The organism is Bacillus sp. NMCN1 (assembly GCF_002998085.1).
GTDB lineage: Bacteria > Bacillota > Bacilli > Bacillales > Bacillaceae > Bacillus.
Genome location: NZ_PVQL01000001.1, coordinates 1,386,540 through 1,404,234, shown reverse-complemented (window position 1 = coordinate 1,404,234; position 17,695 = coordinate 1,386,540). Strand labels below are relative to the sequence as shown.

The window sequence follows — 17,695 nt, the reverse complement described above, 5'->3', positions numbered from 1 at the left end:
GGTTTAAGTTAAGTCAAGAACGAATAAACTAATATTGGCAGAAGTCAAGTGATTCTGAACATAACTTTTCGACAAAATGAGTTTTACTGTTGTTTGCTTTATGGGGGAAAAGTATGGTCTTTTTGCTTCTCTAAAGCAGGAATAAGGTGGAGGGATGGAGAATTAGTCACCTGAATGAACATAAGCAAGAGAGGACGATTTATGTCGATGCAGATGCTTGTCCTGTAAAAGACGAAATCCTTTCTGTCGCATCTCAATTTCAAGTACGTGTGACGTTTATTGCTTCATATGAGCATTTTCAAACCAAAAGATCTCCACTTGAAGATTGGCGGTTTGTAGATACACATAAGGAAGCAGCGGACTTAGTCATTGCGAACTCAGCTGCCGCGCATGATATTGTCGTCACCCAAGACATTGGTCTTGCCTCCTTACTGCTTCCAAGACAGGTCATTGTACTGTCTGAAAGAGGACGGATGTACACAAACGAAACAATTGATTTTGATTTGGAACGCAGGCATGTTTCCAGTAAACAGCGAAGAAAAGGTGTATATGGAAAAGGTCCCAAAAAGCTTTTAGAAGAGGATAAAAAGCGATTTATTGCGCAGCTACAAAAAATCCTGTCGAATCATGAAGGATTTTTGAATTAAAAGGCGAATAATGTACGACGGAGTGTTATTAGGATGAGCAAACGTATACCAGATGAACTTTTGGAGCAAATCCAAAAAAACGCAGACATTGTCGAAGTGATTGGAGAATACGTACAGCTTAGAAAGCAAGGTCGAAATTACTTCGGTCTTTGTCCATTCCATGGTGAAAATACTCCTTCATTCTCTGTTTCAGCAGATAAGCAAATCTTCCATTGTTTTGGCTGTGGTGCAGGAGGTAATGTATTTTCGTTCCTCAGACAAATGGAAGGCTACTCATTTATTGAAGCCGTTTCACATGTTGCTGATAAGTACCATATTGATTTGCCTGATCATGTAGCAAATGCTCAGGTCAGCTCCTCACAGCAAGAGGACACAGCAGATCATAAAATGATTGAAGCGCATGAGCTTCTTAAGAAATTTTACCACCATTTGCTGGTAAATACAAAGGAAGGTCAAAACGCACTCGATTATTTACGGGCGAGAGGCTTTACAGATGAAACAATTGCCAAGTTTGAGATCGGATATGCTCTTGACTCTTGGGATTTCGTGACCAAGTTTTTAGAAAAACGAGGGTTTGATCCTGTGATGATGGAGAAAGCTGGTCTTTTAATTCAACGTGAAAACGGAACAGGCTTTTTTGACCGCTTTAGGGATCGTGTGATGTTTCCCATTCATGATCATCATGGGACAGTCGTCGCTTTTTCCGGAAGATCGCTTGGTGATCAGCAGCCTAAATATATGAATAGTCCTGAAACGCCACTTTTTCATAAAAGTAAGTTGCTTTATCACTTTCATGACGCGCGTATGCATATTCGAAAACGCGAACGGGCGGTTCTTTTCGAAGGATTTGCTGACGTCATCTCAGCTGTCACATCAGGTGTCGGCGAAAGTGTTGCAACAATGGGTACGTCTCTAACAGAAGAGCACGTAAAACTTCTCAGACGGAACGTAGAAGAGATCATCCTTTGCTATGATTCTGACACGGCCGGTTATGAAGCCACCATGAAAGCATCAGATTTGCTTGGAAAAAGAGGATGTAAAGTTCGCGTTGCCATGATACCAGATGGACTTGATCCAGATGATTACATTCGTAAATATGGCGGCGAGAAATTTAGGAATGACATCATAGATGCAAGTGTGACATTAATGACATTTAAGATGAACTTTTTCCGTAGGGGGAAGAATTTATCTGACGAAGGAGACCGGCTTACGTATATGAAGCAGGTACTCCGAGAAATTAGCCGGTTAAACGGCTCCTTGGAACAAGAGATTTACATGAAACAGCTTGCTGGAGAGTTCTCGATCTCACTTGATTCATTAAAGGAACAGCTGGAGCTGTTTGAAAAACAGCAGCGGCAAGAAGCCAAAAGCACGCAGGAAGAAAGCGGGCTTGAAAAACGGTGTGCACATCTGTCAACACAGGTACGAAGAAAGCGTCTGCGGCCAGCATATGAAAATGCAGAGCGAATGCTGCTTGCTCATATGTTAAAAAGCGATGACGTGATCCGAAAAGTACTTGACAGAGTAGGGATTGAATTTAATATAGATTCTCACAGAGCGCTGGCCACGTACATTTATGCTTTGTATGAAGAAGGCAAAGAACCAACGCCGCAGCACCTGATGAACCGTATAGAAGATGATGTCATCAATCAGCTTTTGACGGATATATTCATGATTCAAGTTGGAGACGAACTAAGTGAAGCTGAATTAAGTGATTATGTAAAAAAAGTGTTGAATCATCGGAATTTGTCAATGATAAAGGGAAAAGAACTAGAACGTGCAGAAGCGGAGAGGCAAAAAGATTTCTTCAAAGCGGCAACACTTGCAAAAGAAATTATTCAGTTGAACCGTTCGCTGAAGTAATACGTCTAATATTTATGACAAGACTTACGGCTGGCAATGAATCCTTTACGGGAGGAGCATAAGACCGCAAGCATCTTGCCTTCATCATTATTTATTTTATTCCTATTTGCTCATCTGTTTGATAAAGAGAGAAAAGCAGAGCGAAAGCAAATCGCAAGTTACTTTAGAATTCGTTGCAAGCTTTGGAAGGAGGGATCCATAATGGCTGATAAACAAGCCCACGAAACCGAAACTGAATTAACCTTTGAACAGGTGAGAGATAAACTCACTGAAACGGGTAAAAAACGGGGCGTTTTAACATACGAAGAAATTGCAGAGCGTATGTCTAGTTTTGAAATTGAATCAGACCAAATGGATGAATACTATGAATACTTAGGCGAACAGGGTGTAGAGCTCATCAGTGAAAACGAAGAGACAGAAGACCCAAATGTTCAGCAGCTGGCTAAAGCAGAAGAGGAATTTGACCTGAATGATTTAAGCGTACCACCAGGTGTCAAAATTAATGATCCTGTTCGTATGTACTTAAAAGAAATCGGACGCGTCAATTTGTTATCTGCTAAAGAAGAAATTACGTATGCTCAAAAGATTGAAGAAGGCGATGAGGAATCAAAAAGAAGATTAGCGGAAGCAAACCTTCGTCTCGTTGTCAGCATTGCGAAACGCTACGTCGGTCGTGGTATGCTGTTCCTTGACTTGATTCAAGAAGGAAACATGGGTCTAATGAAGGCTGTTGAGAAGTTTGATTACCGCAAAGGATACAAATTCTCAACATATGCAACTTGGTGGATTAGACAGGCGATCACGCGTGCGATTGCGGATCAGGCCAGAACAATCAGGATCCCGGTTCATATGGTGGAAACCATTAATAAATTGATCCGTGTTCAAAGACAGCTTCTGCAAGACCTAGGCAGAGAACCAACGCCAGAGGAAATTGCTGAAGACATGGATTTAACTCCAGAAAAGGTAAGAGAAATTCTTAAAATTGCGCAAGAGCCTGTATCTTTAGAAACACCTATTGGTGAAGAAGATGACTCGCATCTTGGTGATTTTATTGAAGACCAAGAGGCGACATCTCCATCTGACCATGCTGCATACGAATTGTTAAAAGAGCAGCTTGAAGATGTATTAGACACGCTAACGGACCGTGAAGAAAATGTGCTGAGACTACGCTTCGGACTAGATGACGGAAGAACACGTACGTTAGAAGAGGTTGGAAAGGTGTTCGGCGTCACAAGAGAACGTATCCGCCAAATTGAAGCGAAAGCTCTGCGTAAATTAAGACACCCAAGCAGAAGTAAACGATTAAAAGACTTCTTAGAGTAGGAACTGGACGGATCTTGAAAGAGATCCGTTCTTTCTTCATCAAAAATGAAAACGCTTTTTTCAATCTGATTATATTTTACTGAATAACAAATGAATTTGCAACGTTCTTAGAGAAAAGATGTATAAAAAATACATCAAAATGTGCTGAAGGCTTCATTTCTCATTCTTACATCATTTTTGTCTAATCTGTGAACTTGACCAAAGTTTTGTATCATAATTCGTTTACTTTTTGTAAAATTAAAGTAGAATTAGAATTGTTTGCATAGTCTCAAAGGGGTTTTCACAAAGGGGAGGATGAAAGAAATGAAACGGAATCCACTTATACCATTCTTATTGATTGCCATTTTAGGTATTGGACTCACTTTTTTCTTATCAATGAAGGGGCTGAAAGATGAAGACAAAATCGCCTCTGGGGGCAAGGAGCAAAAGCAAGAAGAGACAGCGAATGCGACGCCGGAAGAATTGTATAAGCAAAACTGTCTGAGCTGTCACGGGGAAAACTATGAAGGCGGCGCAGGTCCTGCATTAAAAGGCGTTGGAGACAAGCTTGAAGTGGCAGACATCAAGAAGAAAATTCAAGAAGGCGGCAACGGGATGCCAGGCGGGCTGATTCCGAATGAAAAGCTCGATGAAATGGCTGAATGGGTATCCAAAATTAAATAATGTTACGCAAAAAGCTCTTTTTCAACAGAAGAGCTTTTTTCATTTGAAAACGACTTTTAAAAAGTCCATAATTTATATAAGATAGACAAGTATGAACATTAAAGAAAAGTAGTGATACGTATGAATGAAATGAATTTATCAAAACGATTAAAAAGAGTTGCAGACTTTTTACCACATGAGGCTGTCTTTGCTGATATCGGCTCAGATCATGCCTATTTGCCATGCTATGCGATCCTGCATCAAAAAGCAGTAAAAGCCATTGCTGGTGAAATTACAGAAGGACCGCTTCAATCGGCGAAGCAGCAAGTACATAGACTTGAATTAGATGACCAGATCTCGGTCAGAAAAGGTAATGGCCTTGAAGTCATTGAAAAGGGCGAAGTGAATGCTGTCACGATTGCAGGTATGGGCGGAGCACTCATCGCAAGCATCTTAAATGACGGCAAGCATAAGCTCGCAGGTCATGAGAGGCTTATTCTTCAGCCAAATATCCATGCTCACCACATTCGTTTATGGCTCTATCAAGAGGGGTATGAATTGATGGATGAAGTCATTTTGGAAGAAGATGGAAAAATATACGAAATCATGATCGCAGAAAAAGGCGACAAAGATAAAGCCTATGAAGGGATGTCGATTGAAACAGGCATGCTAGTTGGTCCGTTTCTTGCGAAAGAGCAAAACGACGTCTTCCGGCGCAAGTGGTTGCAAGAGCTTCAGCATATGGAGAAGATAGAAAGTCAAATTAAGCAGGCAGCGCGGGTAGAAGAGAATAAGGAGCGCCTTGAAGAGCTCCATGTAAAAATAAAGATTCTAAGGGAGGTTTTGACTGTTGGCTAAAACAGTAAACGGACATGAAATCATCCAATTATTTGAACAATTTTCACCAAAGGCATATGCCGTGGAAGGTGACAAAATCGGTCTCCAGATTGGGACGTTAAATAAAAAGGTAAACAATGTCATGATCACCTTGGATGTATTAGAGAATGTGGTAGATGAGGCGATCGAAAGAAATGTGGATCTCATTATTGCTCACCATCCGCCGATCTTCCGTCCGTTAAAACATGTAGCGACAGATCAGCCAGCTGGACGGATCATTGAGAAATGCATCAAACATGATATTACGGTATATGTGGCACATACGAATTTAGATGTGGCTGATGGAGGAGTCAATGACTTGCTTGCGGAGGCTTTAGAGCTTGAAGAAACAAGCGTGTTAGTCCCGACATATGAAGATCAAATCAAACAGCTTGCCCTTTATGTCCCGCAGGAATTTGAAGAAGCCATCCGTACAGCTTTAGGAAATGCAGGCGCCGGCCATATTGGCAATTACAGCCATTGCGCGTTTTCAAATGAAGGGACAGGCAGCTTTTTGCCATCAGAAGATGCGGATCCGTTCATTGGTGAGAGCGGTCAATTGGAATTTGTCAAAGAAGTGCGGATTGAAACCATTTTCCCGGCAAGTATAGAAAAACAAGTGATTCGTGAAATGATCAAAGCACATCCTTATGAAGAAGTCGCTTATAGTGTACACACGACAGATCTCCCTCCTATTCAAAAAGGCCTTGGCCGTATAGGGGAGCTAAGAGAGCCTATGACCCTTGGAGACTTTACACGGTTTGTGAAGACAAAGCTGGATGTAAATGGTGCTCGCTTTGTAGGTGATCAGGACGCTGTTGTGAAAAAAGTGGCTGTGCTTGGCGGAGACGGAAATAAATATATTCATCAAGCGAAAAGAATGGGTGCTGATGTGTATGTGACAGGGGATCTTTATTTCCATGTCGCCCATGATGCCATGATGCTCGGGCTGAACGTAGTGGACCCAGGGCATTATGCAGAAAAGATTATGAAAGAGGGCGTAAAGGAGAAGCTTCAATCGCTATGTTCAGATAAAAAGTATGATGTACAGCTCTTTGTTTCTGAATCAAACACAAACCCATTTCAATTTATATAAAAAAAAACGTCAGAGCATAGCAGCTCTGACGTTTTTTTATTTCTTTGTTTTCACGCGCGGTAGTATTTTCGAAAGAGGAACCGACCGTTCAATCTTCCAAGTTGCTTCATCATTCGGTTCGTAGTTTTCTAAGAAACGGATGACTTCCTTTGTAATAGGTGTTGGTGTTGAAGCACCAGCAGTAACGGCAACGGTATTTACACCTTGCAGCCACTCCAGCTTGAGCTCACTTAGGTCACCAATACGGTAAGCCTGCGTTCCAGCAATCTCCATGGATACTTGCGCCAGACGATTGGAGTTATTACTTTTTGGATCGCCGACAACAATGGTAAGATCGGCTTGGCCAGCTTGCTCGGAAACAGCTTCCTGACGTACCTGTGTCGCGAGACAAATTTCTTGGTGGTACTCGACGTGAGGGTATTTCTCTTTTATCAGCTCCATCAGATCGTGGACATCCCACTGAGACATCGTCGTCTGATTGGTGATGAGCAGTTTATCTGATGTTAAATCGAGCGCCTCAATGTCGGCTTCTGTTTCGACAAGATGCACCTTGTCAGGGGCTACTCCAACAGCTCCCTCTGGCTCAGGATGACCTTTTTTTCCGATATAAATAATGTCATACCCATCGGCTGTTTTCTCTGAAATGAGATCATGTGTTTTCGTTACATCGGGACAGGTGGCATCAATGGTGATAAGGCCTTTTTCTTCTGCAATTTGACGAACCTCAGGTGAAACGCCATGAGCAGTGAAAATGACTGTTCCGCTTTCAACCTGCTTTAAAATGTCCAAGCGGTTTGGTCCGTCCAGTGTGTAGATTCCATCTTCTTCGAAGGCATCTGTCACGTGCTTGTTGTGCACAATCATACCTAATATATAAATTGGGCGTGGCAAGTTTTTATCAAGTGCGGCATTTTTAGCAATGACCATTGCATCTACAACGCCATAGCAATAGCCACGCGGCGAAATTTTAATTACATTCATTTATTCGTCCTCCTGTAGGGAAGTGCTGCTAGAGAAGAACAATATAAAAAGCCGTACACAACGGCTTTTTATCATTCTCTAGCTTCCATTATAGCCAAAGTAAGCGCATATATCAAAGATTGTTATACGCAGTGAACACTTCGCCGTTAAAAGATCACTAGACATATAGTTTTGGAACAGAGCTGCCAGGTCTTTTTTTCGGTTTTGCTTCAGGAGCAGATGATGTGTGAGGAGCTGCTTTTTTGACAAGGATGTCCTCTGGTTCTTCGTTTTCTTCTATTTCATCATCTCGTGCTTCTTCTTCTTGCGGCACTTCTGTTTCCTCGCCGATCTCTTTAGGTTCTTCATCTTCGCTTGTTTCATCATCATCCGCACTGCCAAGCTGGCTGTACAGCTTAATCATTGCAGGCAGATTTCTTACTAAAGGACCGTATTGCTGAATCATTGGCGTAAATTGCTGCGCCATACCGAGCACTTTTTGAACATTTCCCAACATGCTTGAGAGGGTCGCAGGATTTGTGAAGCTCTGGATTCCTTGTAATCCCGCACCACCTCCAGAGACCCCTGCTCCCCCTGCGCCAGGAAGAAATTTAGCGAGCATGCCTTTCATTCCTGCTCCGCCGCCTAGTGCACGGCTTTCGCCTCCTGGAATTCCGCCCATTCCGCGTACACCGCCTCCCTGTACAGACGGGGAGCGAGGCATCATTTGCTGAAATTGATTGCCTTGCCCTTGAAAAGGCTGTTCGATAGGAGGCTGCTGCCCTCTTTGAAAAATCCCGGGCTGTCCGCCATTTCCAAGATGCCGGCGTGAGGGACGGTGCGGCTGAAAATCGCCCATAGGCCTTTGCCCTAACATACTTGTACCTCCCTTACTGCATTCTCTTTCTCTTCATAGGTTATGCAAGGATGCATCAATTGGTTTCCTGTAAGAAAAGCGGACATGGTTTTTTTGATGAAAATCAGCTATAATGAGGAGATGAGCAAAAAGGCATTGCCTTAAGGAGTGAAAACATGAACGAAACAAAATTTACGACATATGAATTAAAGTCTTTTATTATAGATGCTATTCATGAACTGGGCTTTTATGAGCCAACTGATATTCAAAAAAGAATCATCCCTGCTGTGTTAAAAGGAGAAAGCGTGATTGGTCAATCACAAACAGGAACAGGAAAAACCCACGCGTACTTATTGCCGCTTATTCATTCAATTGATCCAAGCAAAGAGCAAGTACAAGTCGTGATTACTGCACCTACAAGAGAATTAGCCAATCAAATTTTCAAAGAAGCCCAAACGATTTTAAAGAATACCTCTCCAGAAGAAGAGATAAAAGCAAAGCTTTACATTGGCGGAACGGACAAGCAGAAATCCATTCAAAAGCTAAAAAACCAGCCGCATTTGGTTGTCGGTACACCTGGACGTATTGCTGACCTCATTCATGAGCAGGCGCTGAACGTTTACAAAGCGACATCTCTTGTCATTGATGAAGCGGATTTAATGCTGGATATGGGATTTTTAGAAGATGTGGATCGTATTGGTTCACAAATGCCAGAACAGCTGCAAATGCTTGTGTTCTCAGCAACTATTCCAGAAAAACTAAAGCCGTTCCTGAAAAAATATATGGACAATCCAAAATATGCCCATGTTGAACCAAAACGGATTACAGCTGAAAACATTCAGCATATTTTAGTCCCATCTAAACAGCGTGATAAGCTAAAATTGCTCCATGAAATGGTGACGAATGTACAGCCTTATTTAGGCATCATTTTTGCCAATACAAAAACAACCGTCGATGAAATCGCATCATTCCTACAAGAAAAAGGAATGAAAGTTGGAGTGCTTCATGGCGGATTAACGCCGCGCGAACGTAAAAAAGTAATGAAACAAATTGATGATTTAGAGTTCACTTATATTGTGGCATCTGATCTTGCAGCCCGCGGAATCGATATTAAAGGCGTCAGCCATGTGATCAACTATGAACTTCCATCTGATCTTGATTTTTATGTTCACCGTGTTGGTCGAACAGCTCGAGCTGGTTCATCTGGAATTGCAATGACTATTTATGAGCTTGCTGATGAGGATGCACTCATTCAAATCGAGAAAATGGGCGTTGTGTTTGAAAACAAAACCATTGTTCATGGCGAATGGCGAGATGCAGATGACCGTCTAAAGCGTCAAAGACGTAAAAAAGCACCTAATGAAATTGAAGAAAAAGCAAAGCGTCTTGTGAGAAAACCGAAAGCCGTCAAACCTGGATATAAAAAGAAAATGACACGTGAGATGGACAAAATCAAAAGACAGGAACGTAGAAAGTCAAAGCGTAATGGAAAGTAGGGGGAAACATTGTTGAAGATTGGTTCACATGTATCCATGAGCGGAAAACATATGCTTCTTGCAGCGAGTGAAGAAGCTGCCTCTTATGGTTCAAATACGTTTATGATTTATACAGGGGCACCGCAAAATACGCGCCGCAAAAAAATTGAAGATCTCAATATTGAAGCTGGACAAGCGCATATGAAAGAGCATGGTATGACAGATATCGTCGTACATGCACCGTATATTATTAATATTGGGAACACCGTCAATCCAGCGACATTTGAGCTTGGCGTGGACTTCCTTCGCTCTGAGATTGAACGTACAGAAGCGCTAGGTGCAGGGCAGATTGTTCTCCACCCAGGTGCACATGTCGGAGCAGGACCAGAAGCAGGAATCCAAAAAATCATTGAAGGTTTAAACGAAGTCATCGTAAAAGGGCAAGAGGTTCAAATTGCACTTGAAACAATGGCAGGAAAAGGATCAGAGTGCGGAAGAAGCTTTGAAGAGCTTGCCCAAATTATCGACGGAGTGACACATAACGAAGCACTTTCAGTCTGCTTTGATACGTGTCACACACACGATGCTGGTTATCCGATTGTAACTGACTTTGATGGGGTGTTAGAAGAATTTGATCGAATCGTCGGTATTGACCGAATCAAGGTTCTTCATATTAATGATAGTAAAAACGTACAAGGCGCAAGAAAAGACCGACATGAAAATATCGGCTTTGGTGAAATTGGCTTCGATGCACTGAACTATATTGTGCATCATCCGCAGCTTCAAGATGTGCCCAAAATCTTAGAAACGCCTTATGTAGGTGAAGATAAAAAGAACAAAAAACCACCTTACAAATTCGAAATTGCGATGCTAAAAGAAAAGAAATTTGACGAAGGCTTACTAGATAAAATTAAGGATCAGTAAAAAAGCATACAACATCATGAGGTGCCGCTAAATGCGGCCCTTTTTTGTTTAACTTGTAAACTGATTAAACAGATCATTGACAGTCTGAGCTGTCTGTTTAGAAGTAATCGTTTCCACTTGCTTAAGAAGCCGGTTACGCTCTGCATCATTAAAAATATTGACGTTTTTCCCATTCATGAGTTTGGCCACCTCGGCAGCTTGGTTTGACGTTAAACTGACATTATACTGTTTCGCATACCTTAACAGATCATTTGCTGTGATCTGATTGAGCCGCTGCAGGACAATTTTTTGAATTAAAATCAATTCCATTCCTCCCCTCTGTAACAATGTATGGGGGAAAACGGAAAATGTGCAAAAAATTTTATTTTACCCTGTGAAATGATAAAATAGTAAAGTGAATAAAATGTTCATTGAAAATTTAACATGTGTAGAAGGGAGAACGTATGGCAAATAGTAAACAGCATAGAAAGGAATCAGTGCCTCATTTTATTTTGAGAATTTTTCTGATTTTAGTAGGAGCTACATGTGCAGCAGTCAGCATTGAATTATTTTTAGTGCCAAACAATATTATTGATGGAGGCATCATCGGCATTTCGCTTATTTTGGATTATCTCTTTACAGATAACCCATTCATCAATTTTGCGACGATTGTTGTCATTTTGAATATTCCATTTATGATATCAGGATACAAACATATTGGGAAAACGTTTCTGATTTCCACAGTGATTGGGATTGTCAGCTTAGCCGTGATTGAATCTTCACTCCATCATGTAGAGGCATTTACAACTCAGCCGATCTTAGCCACTGTATTTGGCGGGCTATTACTTGGTTTTGGTGTTGGACTTGTTATCCGTAATGGAGGCTCAATGGATGGAACAGAGATCTTAGGAATTCTTCTGACGAAAAAAATTCCTTTCTCTGTCGGTGAGTTTGTCATGATCGTCAATGTGTTCATTTTTATTTGGGCGGGCTTTGTCTTCGGACCAGAGCAGGCTATGTATTCTGTCATGACATATTATTTGGCAATGAAAACAATTGATGCTGTCATTCAAGGGCTTGATGAAACAAAGGCTGTCATTATCGTGTCAGATTATTATGATGAAATTTCAGATGCGATTCTTCATCGACTTGGCAGGGGAACGACAAAGCTGAGAGGGAAAGGCGGTTATACAGATGAAGAAAAAGATGTCATCTACGCCGTTGTCACAAGACTTGAAATTACAAAGCTAAAATCCATTGTATTTGAAATTGATGGTCAAGCATTTATTACGATTATGGATACGCATGAAACAAAAGGCGGTAAGTTCAAAACAGCCATTCATTAGCTTTTATTTTACTTTTTAATCTTTCTTTTATATAATGAAATGTATGTATGGACAGAGAAAATGGCAAAAGCCATTTTCTTTTTGTTGTATAAATCGTAATCATTCTTTTTATATTGATTAAAGGTGGAAAGATTCATGGCAAAGCCAATTATTGAAATGAAGGACATTTCGTACTCGTATGGACAGCGAAATGTCATAGATCACATTCATTTAACAGTCGAGGAAGGAAACTTTCTAGCACTTGTTGGACCGAATGGATCTGGTAAAACAACCTTATTAAAATGCCTGCTTGGGCTCATTAAACCACAGCAAGGTGAATTAAAGCTATTTGGCACGCCTGCGTCAAAATTTAGAGACTGGGATCAAATTGGATTTGTTTCTCAAAAGGCGAATAGTTTTAATACGGGTTTCCCTGCTTCTGTTTACGAGGTCGTCGCAAGTGGGTTGACGGCGAAAATAGGCTTATTCAAAAGAATGAGCAAGCAGGACAAAAGGCAAGTTGAGGATGCCATTCGCTCAGTTGGCATACAAGATTTAAAGCACCAAAACATCGGTGAACTTTCAGGCGGTCAGCAGCAGCGTACCTTTATTGCCCGTGCGCTCGTCAGTCAGCCAAAGCTGCTCATTTTAGATGAACCGACGGTTGGCGTAGACCAGCGGACAGTGGAGGGCTTTTATCAGCTGCTCGAAACATTGAACAAAGAAAAAGGAATGTCTTTAATTCTCGTCACACACGACGTTGGCACCGTTTCTGATAAAGTCACCCATGTGGCTTGTTTAAATCAGACACTTCATTTCCACGGAGATGCAGCAACGTTTGATTCAATGGATGATCAGGCGTTATCTCAATTTTACGGACATGACATTCAAGTGATTCATCACGATCATCACCATCATGGGGGACATGAATAATGCTATTTCCATTTTTTCATTATGAATTTTTACAAAATGCGTTTATCGCAGGAATGCTGATCGGCTTTATTGCGCCCTTACTTGGTGTATTTATCGTCGTGAGAAGGCTCTCGCTGATTGCAGATGCCCTCAGTCACGTATCACTTGCCGGTATTGCAGCAAGCTTATTCCTTGATAAAAAGTTTGGCCTCTTGACAGGAGTGAGCCCGCTGTACTTAGGGATGGCGTTTTCTGTTGCCGGTTCATTGTTTATTGAACGTCTGCGCTCCGTGTATAAGCATTATCAGGAGCTTGCGATTCCTATTATTTTATCAGGTGGTATCGGGATTTCTGTCATCTTCATCTCATTAGCGAATGGATTTAATACAGATTTGTTTAGTTATTTGTTCGGAAGTGTCAGTGCAGTTTCGAGATTAGATCTTTGGATTATTGTTGGGATCTCACTCGTTGTTGTGTTAGTAGTCGTGCTTTTATATAAAGAATTGTTTTTACTTTCTTTTGATGAAGAGCATGCAAAGGCTTCTGGTATATCAGCGAAATGGATTCATTTTATTTTTATCTTAGTTGTCGCACTCGTCATTGCGGCATCGATGCGTATCGTAGGTACACTGCTTGTATCCGCGCTCATGACGCTTCCTGTTGCGGCAAGTATCCGCATTGCCAAAGGATTCAAACAGGCGATCTTCCTTTCGATCTTGTTCGGTGAATTGTCTGTATTGGCCGGATTAATTTTAAGTTATTATCTAGATTTAGCGCCAGGCGGAACCATTGTGATGCTGTCCATTTTGATTTTAATCGGATGTATTAGTATTGGAAAATTCAGAAGGGGGAATCATCATGAACGTACAAGAAGCGCTTGATTTATTAAAGGAAAAAGGCTACAAATATACAAGCAAACGTGAAGATATGCTTCAATTGTTTTCTGATTCTGATAAATATTTGACTGCTAAAAATGTGCTGACGGCACTAAGTGAAGACTACCCAGGTCTTAGCTTTGATACGATTTATCGAAACCTGTCGCTATATGAAGACTTAGGTATATTAGAAACGACTGAATTGTCAGGGGAGAAGCTTTTTCGTTTTAAATGCTCATTTTCTCATCACCATCATCATTTTATTTGTCTTACATGCGGTAAAACAAAGGAGATCGATGCCTGCCCTATGGACAAGCTAGACGCCGATCTAGAGGATTATCACATTAGCGGACATAAATTCGAAATATACGGAACGTGTCCTTCCTGTGAACCGAAGGAAGTTCACTCATAAAAAGCCAGCTACAGTGCTGGCTTTTTCTTTTGTCTTTTTGAAAACGTTTTACAAAGGGCGGCTGTTTCATTAAAATGAGAAAAAGGTATGATGCAGCAATTTGCGTCTTTTGAAGTATAGGGAGGGGACAAAAGTGACGTATTATGTCGTGTTCGATGTAGGCGGGACGAGAACAAAACATGGATTAATGGATCAGGATGGGGAGCTGGTTACAAGCGGTGACTATCAAACGAATTGCCGGCAGCTTGAACCGTTTTTAGAAGCTATGGCGGATGTGGTCAAGCAATATCAGAGAACGTCGGATGTCAGCGGGGTCGCCATTAGTCTTCCGGGCTTTGTGGACAGTGAAATAGGTTATACGGAATTTGCAGGAGCGATCATCGCCTTAAATGGTCAAAATGTAAAAACACTTTTAGAAGAGAAAACATCTCTTCGTGTTGAGGTAGAAAATGATGCGAACTGTGCAGCTCTTGCAGAAAAATATAGTGGCCATGCGAAAGATTGTGACAGCTTTATTTGTATGACAATTGGCACAGGTGTTGGCGGTGGTCTTTTCGCTGGCGGTCAGCTTGTGCGCGGGGCTTCCTTCCGCGGCGGTGAATTTGGCATGATGCTGACAGAGACAGAAAATGGACAATTTACAACACTCAACAGCAGTGCTTCAACGGCTGGATTAATTCGCAGCTATAAAGAAAAGCAAGGCATTCCGCAAAGTACTCAAATAGACGGTCAAGAAATTTTTGAAAAGGCAAGACACGATCCGTCCATTGAAAAACTGGTGGATCTGTGGTACAAGCGAATCGCCATTGGCATTTACAATGTAGCAACTGTTCTTAATCCAGAGAAGATTCTCATTGGCGGCGGCGTAAGTGCAAGACCGGATTTACTATCAAGCATTGAGAAACATTTACATACACTGCATGCGTGGAAGAACATTCAGGTGAAGCTGGAAACGTGCTACTACTTGAATCAGGCAGGCATGAAGGGAGCACTGTACCATTTTCTCATGAAAGAAGGTCAGCTTGTTCCATCCAAAAAGCCGATACATTAAGCGTATCGGTTTCAGCATGTAGACAAACCCTCGCATTCGCCCGCAGTCCTGCGCGCTGGTGCTCACGAATGTCAAATTCGCTCCGCAAAAGTAGCTGTCCTTCCTAGACTTCAAAGGTTTTCAATCACGCTGAAAAGAAGATAAAGGGCTAAATAAAGATCATTTAAGCCCTTTGTCAATAATCTGAGCCGATACATTAGAGTATCGGCTTTTCTACATTAATAAGCAGTTTCCAAAAGCTGCTCGTATTGTTTGATCCATTGAGACGCTTCCTGCCAGTTGTTCACGCGAATAATCCTGTCGTCAATGGGCATTTGATTATAAGGGGAGTTAAAAAGAATAACCGGAATGTCAGCCTCTTTTGCAATCATCGTGGCATTCCCATGATGATCCTCGAAAAACACATCAATCTTGTGCTTTTGAACAGCTTCGAGCTTATGATGACCGCCAACCAGCTCAATGTCATCATAGTGCAAGTGATGTTTGTGAAACCACTCGTAGGTGATATCCGCGTGATGTTGCCTTCTTGCTGTAATATAAATCAGTCTATGTTGATGTTTCATTTGATCAAGAATTTCTTTTGCATCTTTAGCAGGCTTTGCCTGTTTATATATTAGAGGCTCATGCTGATTCATCCAGCCCCAAAATTCTTCTTGAGAAATATTTAAAAGCTTCGTCAAATCATATTCTGTCATATCATCTAGTGTCATGGCACATTGGAACGACTCATTTAAATAGGGAACAAAGGTGTCCTGCGCCGTCACTGTGCCATCTATATCAATTCCTAAACGTAACATGCCCACACTCCTCATTTTTATACTCTTAAAGTGTAACATAATCAATTCACAATTCCAGCAAGTTTTAGCAAACATGAAACAGACATTTTTGCTCATACTAAAAAAGCTCCTTTCTATTAACCAAAAGGGGGAATTGATCATGGAAAGAGACGAAGATTTCAGAAGAAATGATCGTGAAATCGATACACACTTTAGTAATGATGATGGCTATCTAGAGGAAACAGCTGCTGAAATTGCAGAGCCATATCAGGCTTCAAGAGATCGAGTAGACAGACGAGAACGTGACCAAGCAGGTGACGATTCAGGCAGTAAGGGGATAGGCTATACAGCACTCGCGATTGCGATTATCTCACTATTTGTCTTGCCGGTGCTATTAGGAGTAGCGGCAATCGTCGTTGGTTATATTGCAAGAAGAAAAGGAGCACATGCGCTTGGCGCGTGGTCAATCGGGATCGGAATTGTTTCCGTCATCCTTGGCATATTTATCACTCCGTTCTTTTAACAAGAACAGAAAAACGCCTGACAGTGACGTCAGGCGTTTTTTGTTATGCGTTCGCTTTTGCTTTTTCAGCTTCCATTTTTGCATAATGCTCTTCAGCGATTTTATCGATTTCTTTTTTTAGTTCTTCGACCATTGTTTCTTCTGGTACTTTACGAACAATTTCACCTTTACGGAACAATAGGCCTTCGCCTCTAGCGCCGGCAATTCCGATGTCAGCTTCACGCGCTTCACCTGGGCCGTTTACAGCGCAGCCGAGAACAGCTACTTTAATCGGTGCTTTAATAGTGGAGATATATTCTTCGACTTCATTTGCAATGCTAATGAGGTCAATTTCAATTCGGCCACAAGTTGGGCAAGAGATCAGTGTTGCTGCATTTGCTGCAAGACCAAATGATTTCAACAATTCACGCGCTACTTTCACTTCCTCAACTGGATCAGCACTTAATGAGATGCGAAGTGTGTTCCCAATCCCCATATTTAAGATAGCGCCGAGACCAGCTGCACTTTTGACTGTACCTGCAAATAACGTACCTGATTCAGTAATCCCAAGGTGAAGAGGGTAGTCAAACGCTTTTGCCGCTTTTTCGTACGCCTCAATTGCTAGGTTTACATCAGATGCTTTCATGCTGACGATGATATCATGAAAATCTAGATCTTCTAGAATTTTAATGTGATGCAGTGCACTTTCGACCATGCCATCTGCTGTTGGGTAGCCGTATTTATCAAGAATTTTTTTCTCTAATGAACCAGCGTTTACCCCAATACGGATTGGAATGCCTTTTTCTTTTGCTGCTTTCACAACAGCTTCGACTTTTTCTCGTCTTCCGATGTTTCCTGGGTTGATTCGAATTTTGTCTGCACCTGCTTCAATGGCTTTCAGTGCAAGCTTGTAGTCAAAATGAATATCGACAACAAGCGGGATGTTGATTTGTTTTTTAATATCCGCAATCGCATTTGCTGCACGCTCGTCTGGGCATGCGACACGCACAATTTGACAGCCTGCTTCTTCAAGACGCTTAATTTCAGCTACTGTCGCTTCGACGTCATGTGTTTTGGTTGTTGCCATACTTTGAATGACAACCTCATTATTTCCACCTATAGTTAAAGGTCCCACTTTGACGGGACGCGTTTTAGTACGATGTGTGACTTCACTCACTTGTCAATCGCTCCTTAGTGTACA

General features: G+C 41.6%; 19 protein-coding genes. 14 read left to right on the top strand and 5 right to left on the bottom strand.

The annotated features are described in order from the left end of the window. Positions 1-146 precede the first annotated feature (146 nt). The 6 genes from C6W21_RS07500 to C6W21_RS07475 all read left to right on the top strand — a co-directional run bounded on the left by C6W21_RS07500 (position 147) and on the right by C6W21_RS07475 (position 6,447). Positions 147-647: a YaiI/YqxD family protein gene (locus C6W21_RS07500; RefSeq protein ID WP_106049846.1), complete on the top strand. Its 501-nt coding sequence runs from the start codon at positions 147-149 to the stop codon at positions 645-647. Positions 648-680: 33 nt separating this feature from the next. After that, positions 681-2,510, top strand: a complete 1,830-nt coding sequence (gene dnaG, locus C6W21_RS07495) for a DNA primase (RefSeq protein ID WP_106049845.1) — start codon at positions 681-683, stop codon at positions 2,508-2,510. A 201-nt stretch (positions 2,511-2,711) separates the two neighbouring features. Continuing rightward, positions 2,712-3,833 (top strand): RNA polymerase sigma factor RpoD, encoded by a 1,122-nt coding sequence (gene rpoD, locus C6W21_RS07490; protein WP_008342392.1) that lies wholly within the window; start codon positions 2,712-2,714, stop codon positions 3,831-3,833. A 303-nt stretch (positions 3,834-4,136) separates the two neighbouring features. Continuing rightward, positions 4,137-4,496: a cytochrome c550 gene (cccA, locus tag C6W21_RS07485; RefSeq protein ID WP_106049844.1), complete on the top strand. Its 360-nt coding sequence runs from the start codon at positions 4,137-4,139 to the stop codon at positions 4,494-4,496. A gap of 120 nt (positions 4,497-4,616) precedes the next feature. Beyond that, the gene (locus C6W21_RS07480) at positions 4,617-5,333 is read left to right on the top strand and encodes a tRNA (adenine(22)-N(1))-methyltransferase (protein ID WP_106049843.1); all 717 of its coding nucleotides are present in this window, start codon (positions 4,617-4,619) and stop codon (positions 5,331-5,333) included. Then, the gene (locus C6W21_RS07475) at positions 5,326-6,447 is read left to right on the top strand and encodes a Nif3-like dinuclear metal center hexameric protein (RefSeq protein WP_106049842.1); all 1,122 of its coding nucleotides are present in this window, start codon (positions 5,326-5,328) and stop codon (positions 6,445-6,447) included. The genes C6W21_RS07480 and C6W21_RS07475 overlap by 8 nt, the downstream gene beginning before the upstream one ends. A 36-nt stretch (positions 6,448-6,483) precedes the next feature. Here C6W21_RS07475 and C6W21_RS07470 read toward each other — a convergent pair whose 3' ends face one another. Next, positions 6,484-7,428, bottom strand: a complete 945-nt coding sequence (locus tag C6W21_RS07470) for a 4-hydroxy-3-methylbut-2-enyl diphosphate reductase (protein ID WP_106049841.1) — start codon at positions 7,426-7,428, stop codon at positions 6,484-6,486. A gap of 157 nt (positions 7,429-7,585) precedes the next feature. Further along, positions 7,586-8,284: a VrrA/YqfQ family protein gene (gene vrrA, locus C6W21_RS07465; RefSeq protein ID WP_106049840.1), complete on the bottom strand. Its 699-nt coding sequence runs from the start codon at positions 8,282-8,284 to the stop codon at positions 7,586-7,588. A gap of 155 nt (positions 8,285-8,439) precedes the next feature. Here vrrA and C6W21_RS07460 point away from each other — a divergent pair, with 155 nt between their 5' ends. Continuing rightward, positions 8,440-9,759 (top strand): DEAD/DEAH box helicase, encoded by a 1,320-nt coding sequence (locus C6W21_RS07460; RefSeq protein WP_106049839.1) that lies wholly within the window; start codon positions 8,440-8,442, stop codon positions 9,757-9,759. Positions 9,760-9,768: 9 nt separating this feature from the next. Beyond that, positions 9,769-10,662 (top strand): deoxyribonuclease IV, encoded by an 894-nt coding sequence (locus tag C6W21_RS07455; RefSeq protein ID WP_106049838.1) that lies wholly within the window; start codon positions 9,769-9,771, stop codon positions 10,660-10,662. Positions 10,663-10,710: 48 nt separating this feature from the next. Here the strand turns inward: C6W21_RS07455 and C6W21_RS07450 are convergent, their stop codons facing one another. Next, positions 10,711-10,965, bottom strand: coding sequence for a DUF2624 domain-containing protein (locus C6W21_RS07450; RefSeq protein ID WP_106049837.1), 255 nt, complete (start codon positions 10,963-10,965; stop codon positions 10,711-10,713). 140 nt (positions 10,966-11,105) lie between these two features. Between C6W21_RS07450 and C6W21_RS07445 the strand changes: the two genes are divergently transcribed. The 5 genes from C6W21_RS07445 to C6W21_RS07425 all read left to right on the top strand — a co-directional run bounded on the left by C6W21_RS07445 (position 11,106) and on the right by C6W21_RS07425 (position 15,216). Next, positions 11,106-11,987 (top strand): YitT family protein, encoded by an 882-nt coding sequence (locus tag C6W21_RS07445; RefSeq protein ID WP_106049836.1) that lies wholly within the window; start codon positions 11,106-11,108, stop codon positions 11,985-11,987. Positions 11,988-12,122: 135 nt separating this feature from the next. Continuing rightward, positions 12,123-12,899: a metal ABC transporter ATP-binding protein gene (locus tag C6W21_RS07440; RefSeq protein WP_106049835.1), complete on the top strand. Its 777-nt coding sequence runs from the start codon at positions 12,123-12,125 to the stop codon at positions 12,897-12,899. Continuing rightward, entirely contained in the window at positions 12,899-13,759 is an 861-nt protein-coding gene (locus tag C6W21_RS07435; protein WP_060596671.1) for a metal ABC transporter permease, read from the top strand. Before C6W21_RS07440 ends, C6W21_RS07435 begins: the two co-directional genes overlap by 1 nt. Next, a complete protein-coding gene (zur, locus tag C6W21_RS07430) occupies positions 13,737-14,165 on the top strand; it encodes a zinc uptake transcriptional repressor Zur (protein WP_003217433.1) in 429 nt (142 codons plus the stop codon). Before C6W21_RS07435 ends, zur begins: the two co-directional genes overlap by 23 nt. 133 nt (positions 14,166-14,298) lie before the next feature. After that, positions 14,299-15,216: an ROK family protein gene (locus C6W21_RS07425; protein WP_106049834.1), complete on the top strand. Its 918-nt coding sequence runs from the start codon at positions 14,299-14,301 to the stop codon at positions 15,214-15,216. 218 nt (positions 15,217-15,434) lie between these two features. Here C6W21_RS07425 and C6W21_RS07420 read toward each other — a convergent pair whose 3' ends face one another. Next, entirely contained in the window at positions 15,435-16,013 is a 579-nt protein-coding gene (locus C6W21_RS07420; RefSeq protein ID WP_106049833.1) for a 5' nucleotidase, NT5C type, read from the bottom strand. A 139-nt stretch (positions 16,014-16,152) separates the two neighbouring features. On the opposite strand from C6W21_RS07420, the gene C6W21_RS07415 reads away from it, so the two are divergent. Further along, positions 16,153-16,515 carry a DUF308 domain-containing protein gene (locus C6W21_RS07415; protein ID WP_034661320.1) on the top strand — a complete coding sequence of 121 codons (363 nt, stop codon included), beginning with the start codon at positions 16,153-16,155 and terminating at the stop codon, positions 16,513-16,515. Between the two features lie 43 nt (positions 16,516-16,558). Here the strand turns inward: C6W21_RS07415 and ispG are convergent, their stop codons facing one another. Further along, on the bottom strand, positions 16,559-17,671 hold the full coding sequence (gene ispG, locus C6W21_RS07410) for a flavodoxin-dependent (E)-4-hydroxy-3-methylbut-2-enyl-diphosphate synthase (RefSeq protein WP_003217392.1): 1,113 nt from the start codon (positions 17,669-17,671) through the stop codon (positions 16,559-16,561). Positions 17,672-17,695 lie beyond the last annotated feature (24 nt).

What these genes read in the sequence shown, in the direction of transcription:
- dnaG (WP_106049845.1), top strand. Translation starts at nt 681, where the DNA reads ATGAGCAAACGTATACCAGATGAACTTTTGGAGCAAATCCAAAAAAAC.
- rpoD (WP_008342392.1), top strand. Translation starts at nt 2,712, where the DNA reads ATGGCTGATAAACAAGCCCACGAAACCGAAACTGAATTAACCTTTGAA.
- cccA (WP_106049844.1), top strand. Translation starts at nt 4,137, where the DNA reads ATGAAACGGAATCCACTTATACCATTCTTATTGATTGCCATTTTAGGT.
- C6W21_RS07480 (WP_106049843.1), top strand. Translation starts at nt 4,617, where the DNA reads ATGAATGAAATGAATTTATCAAAACGATTAAAAAGAGTTGCAGACTTT.
- C6W21_RS07470 (WP_106049841.1), bottom strand. Translation starts at nt 7,428, where the DNA reads ATGAATGTAATTAAAATTTCGCCGCGTGGCTATTGCTATGGCGTTGTA.
- vrrA (WP_106049840.1), bottom strand. Translation starts at nt 8,284, where the DNA reads ATGTTAGGGCAAAGGCCTATGGGCGATTTTCAGCCGCACCGTCCCTCA.
- C6W21_RS07460 (WP_106049839.1), top strand. Translation starts at nt 8,440, where the DNA reads ATGAACGAAACAAAATTTACGACATATGAATTAAAGTCTTTTATTATA.
- C6W21_RS07445 (WP_106049836.1), top strand. Translation starts at nt 11,106, where the DNA reads ATGGCAAATAGTAAACAGCATAGAAAGGAATCAGTGCCTCATTTTATT.
- C6W21_RS07440 (WP_106049835.1), top strand. Translation starts at nt 12,123, where the DNA reads ATGGCAAAGCCAATTATTGAAATGAAGGACATTTCGTACTCGTATGGA.
- C6W21_RS07435 (WP_060596671.1), top strand. Translation starts at nt 12,899, where the DNA reads ATGCTATTTCCATTTTTTCATTATGAATTTTTACAAAATGCGTTTATC.
- zur (WP_003217433.1), top strand. Translation starts at nt 13,737, where the DNA reads ATGAACGTACAAGAAGCGCTTGATTTATTAAAGGAAAAAGGCTACAAA.
- C6W21_RS07420 (WP_106049833.1), bottom strand. Translation starts at nt 16,013, where the DNA reads ATGTTACGTTTAGGAATTGATATAGATGGCACAGTGACGGCGCAGGAC.
- C6W21_RS07415 (WP_034661320.1), top strand. Translation starts at nt 16,153, where the DNA reads ATGGAAAGAGACGAAGATTTCAGAAGAAATGATCGTGAAATCGATACA.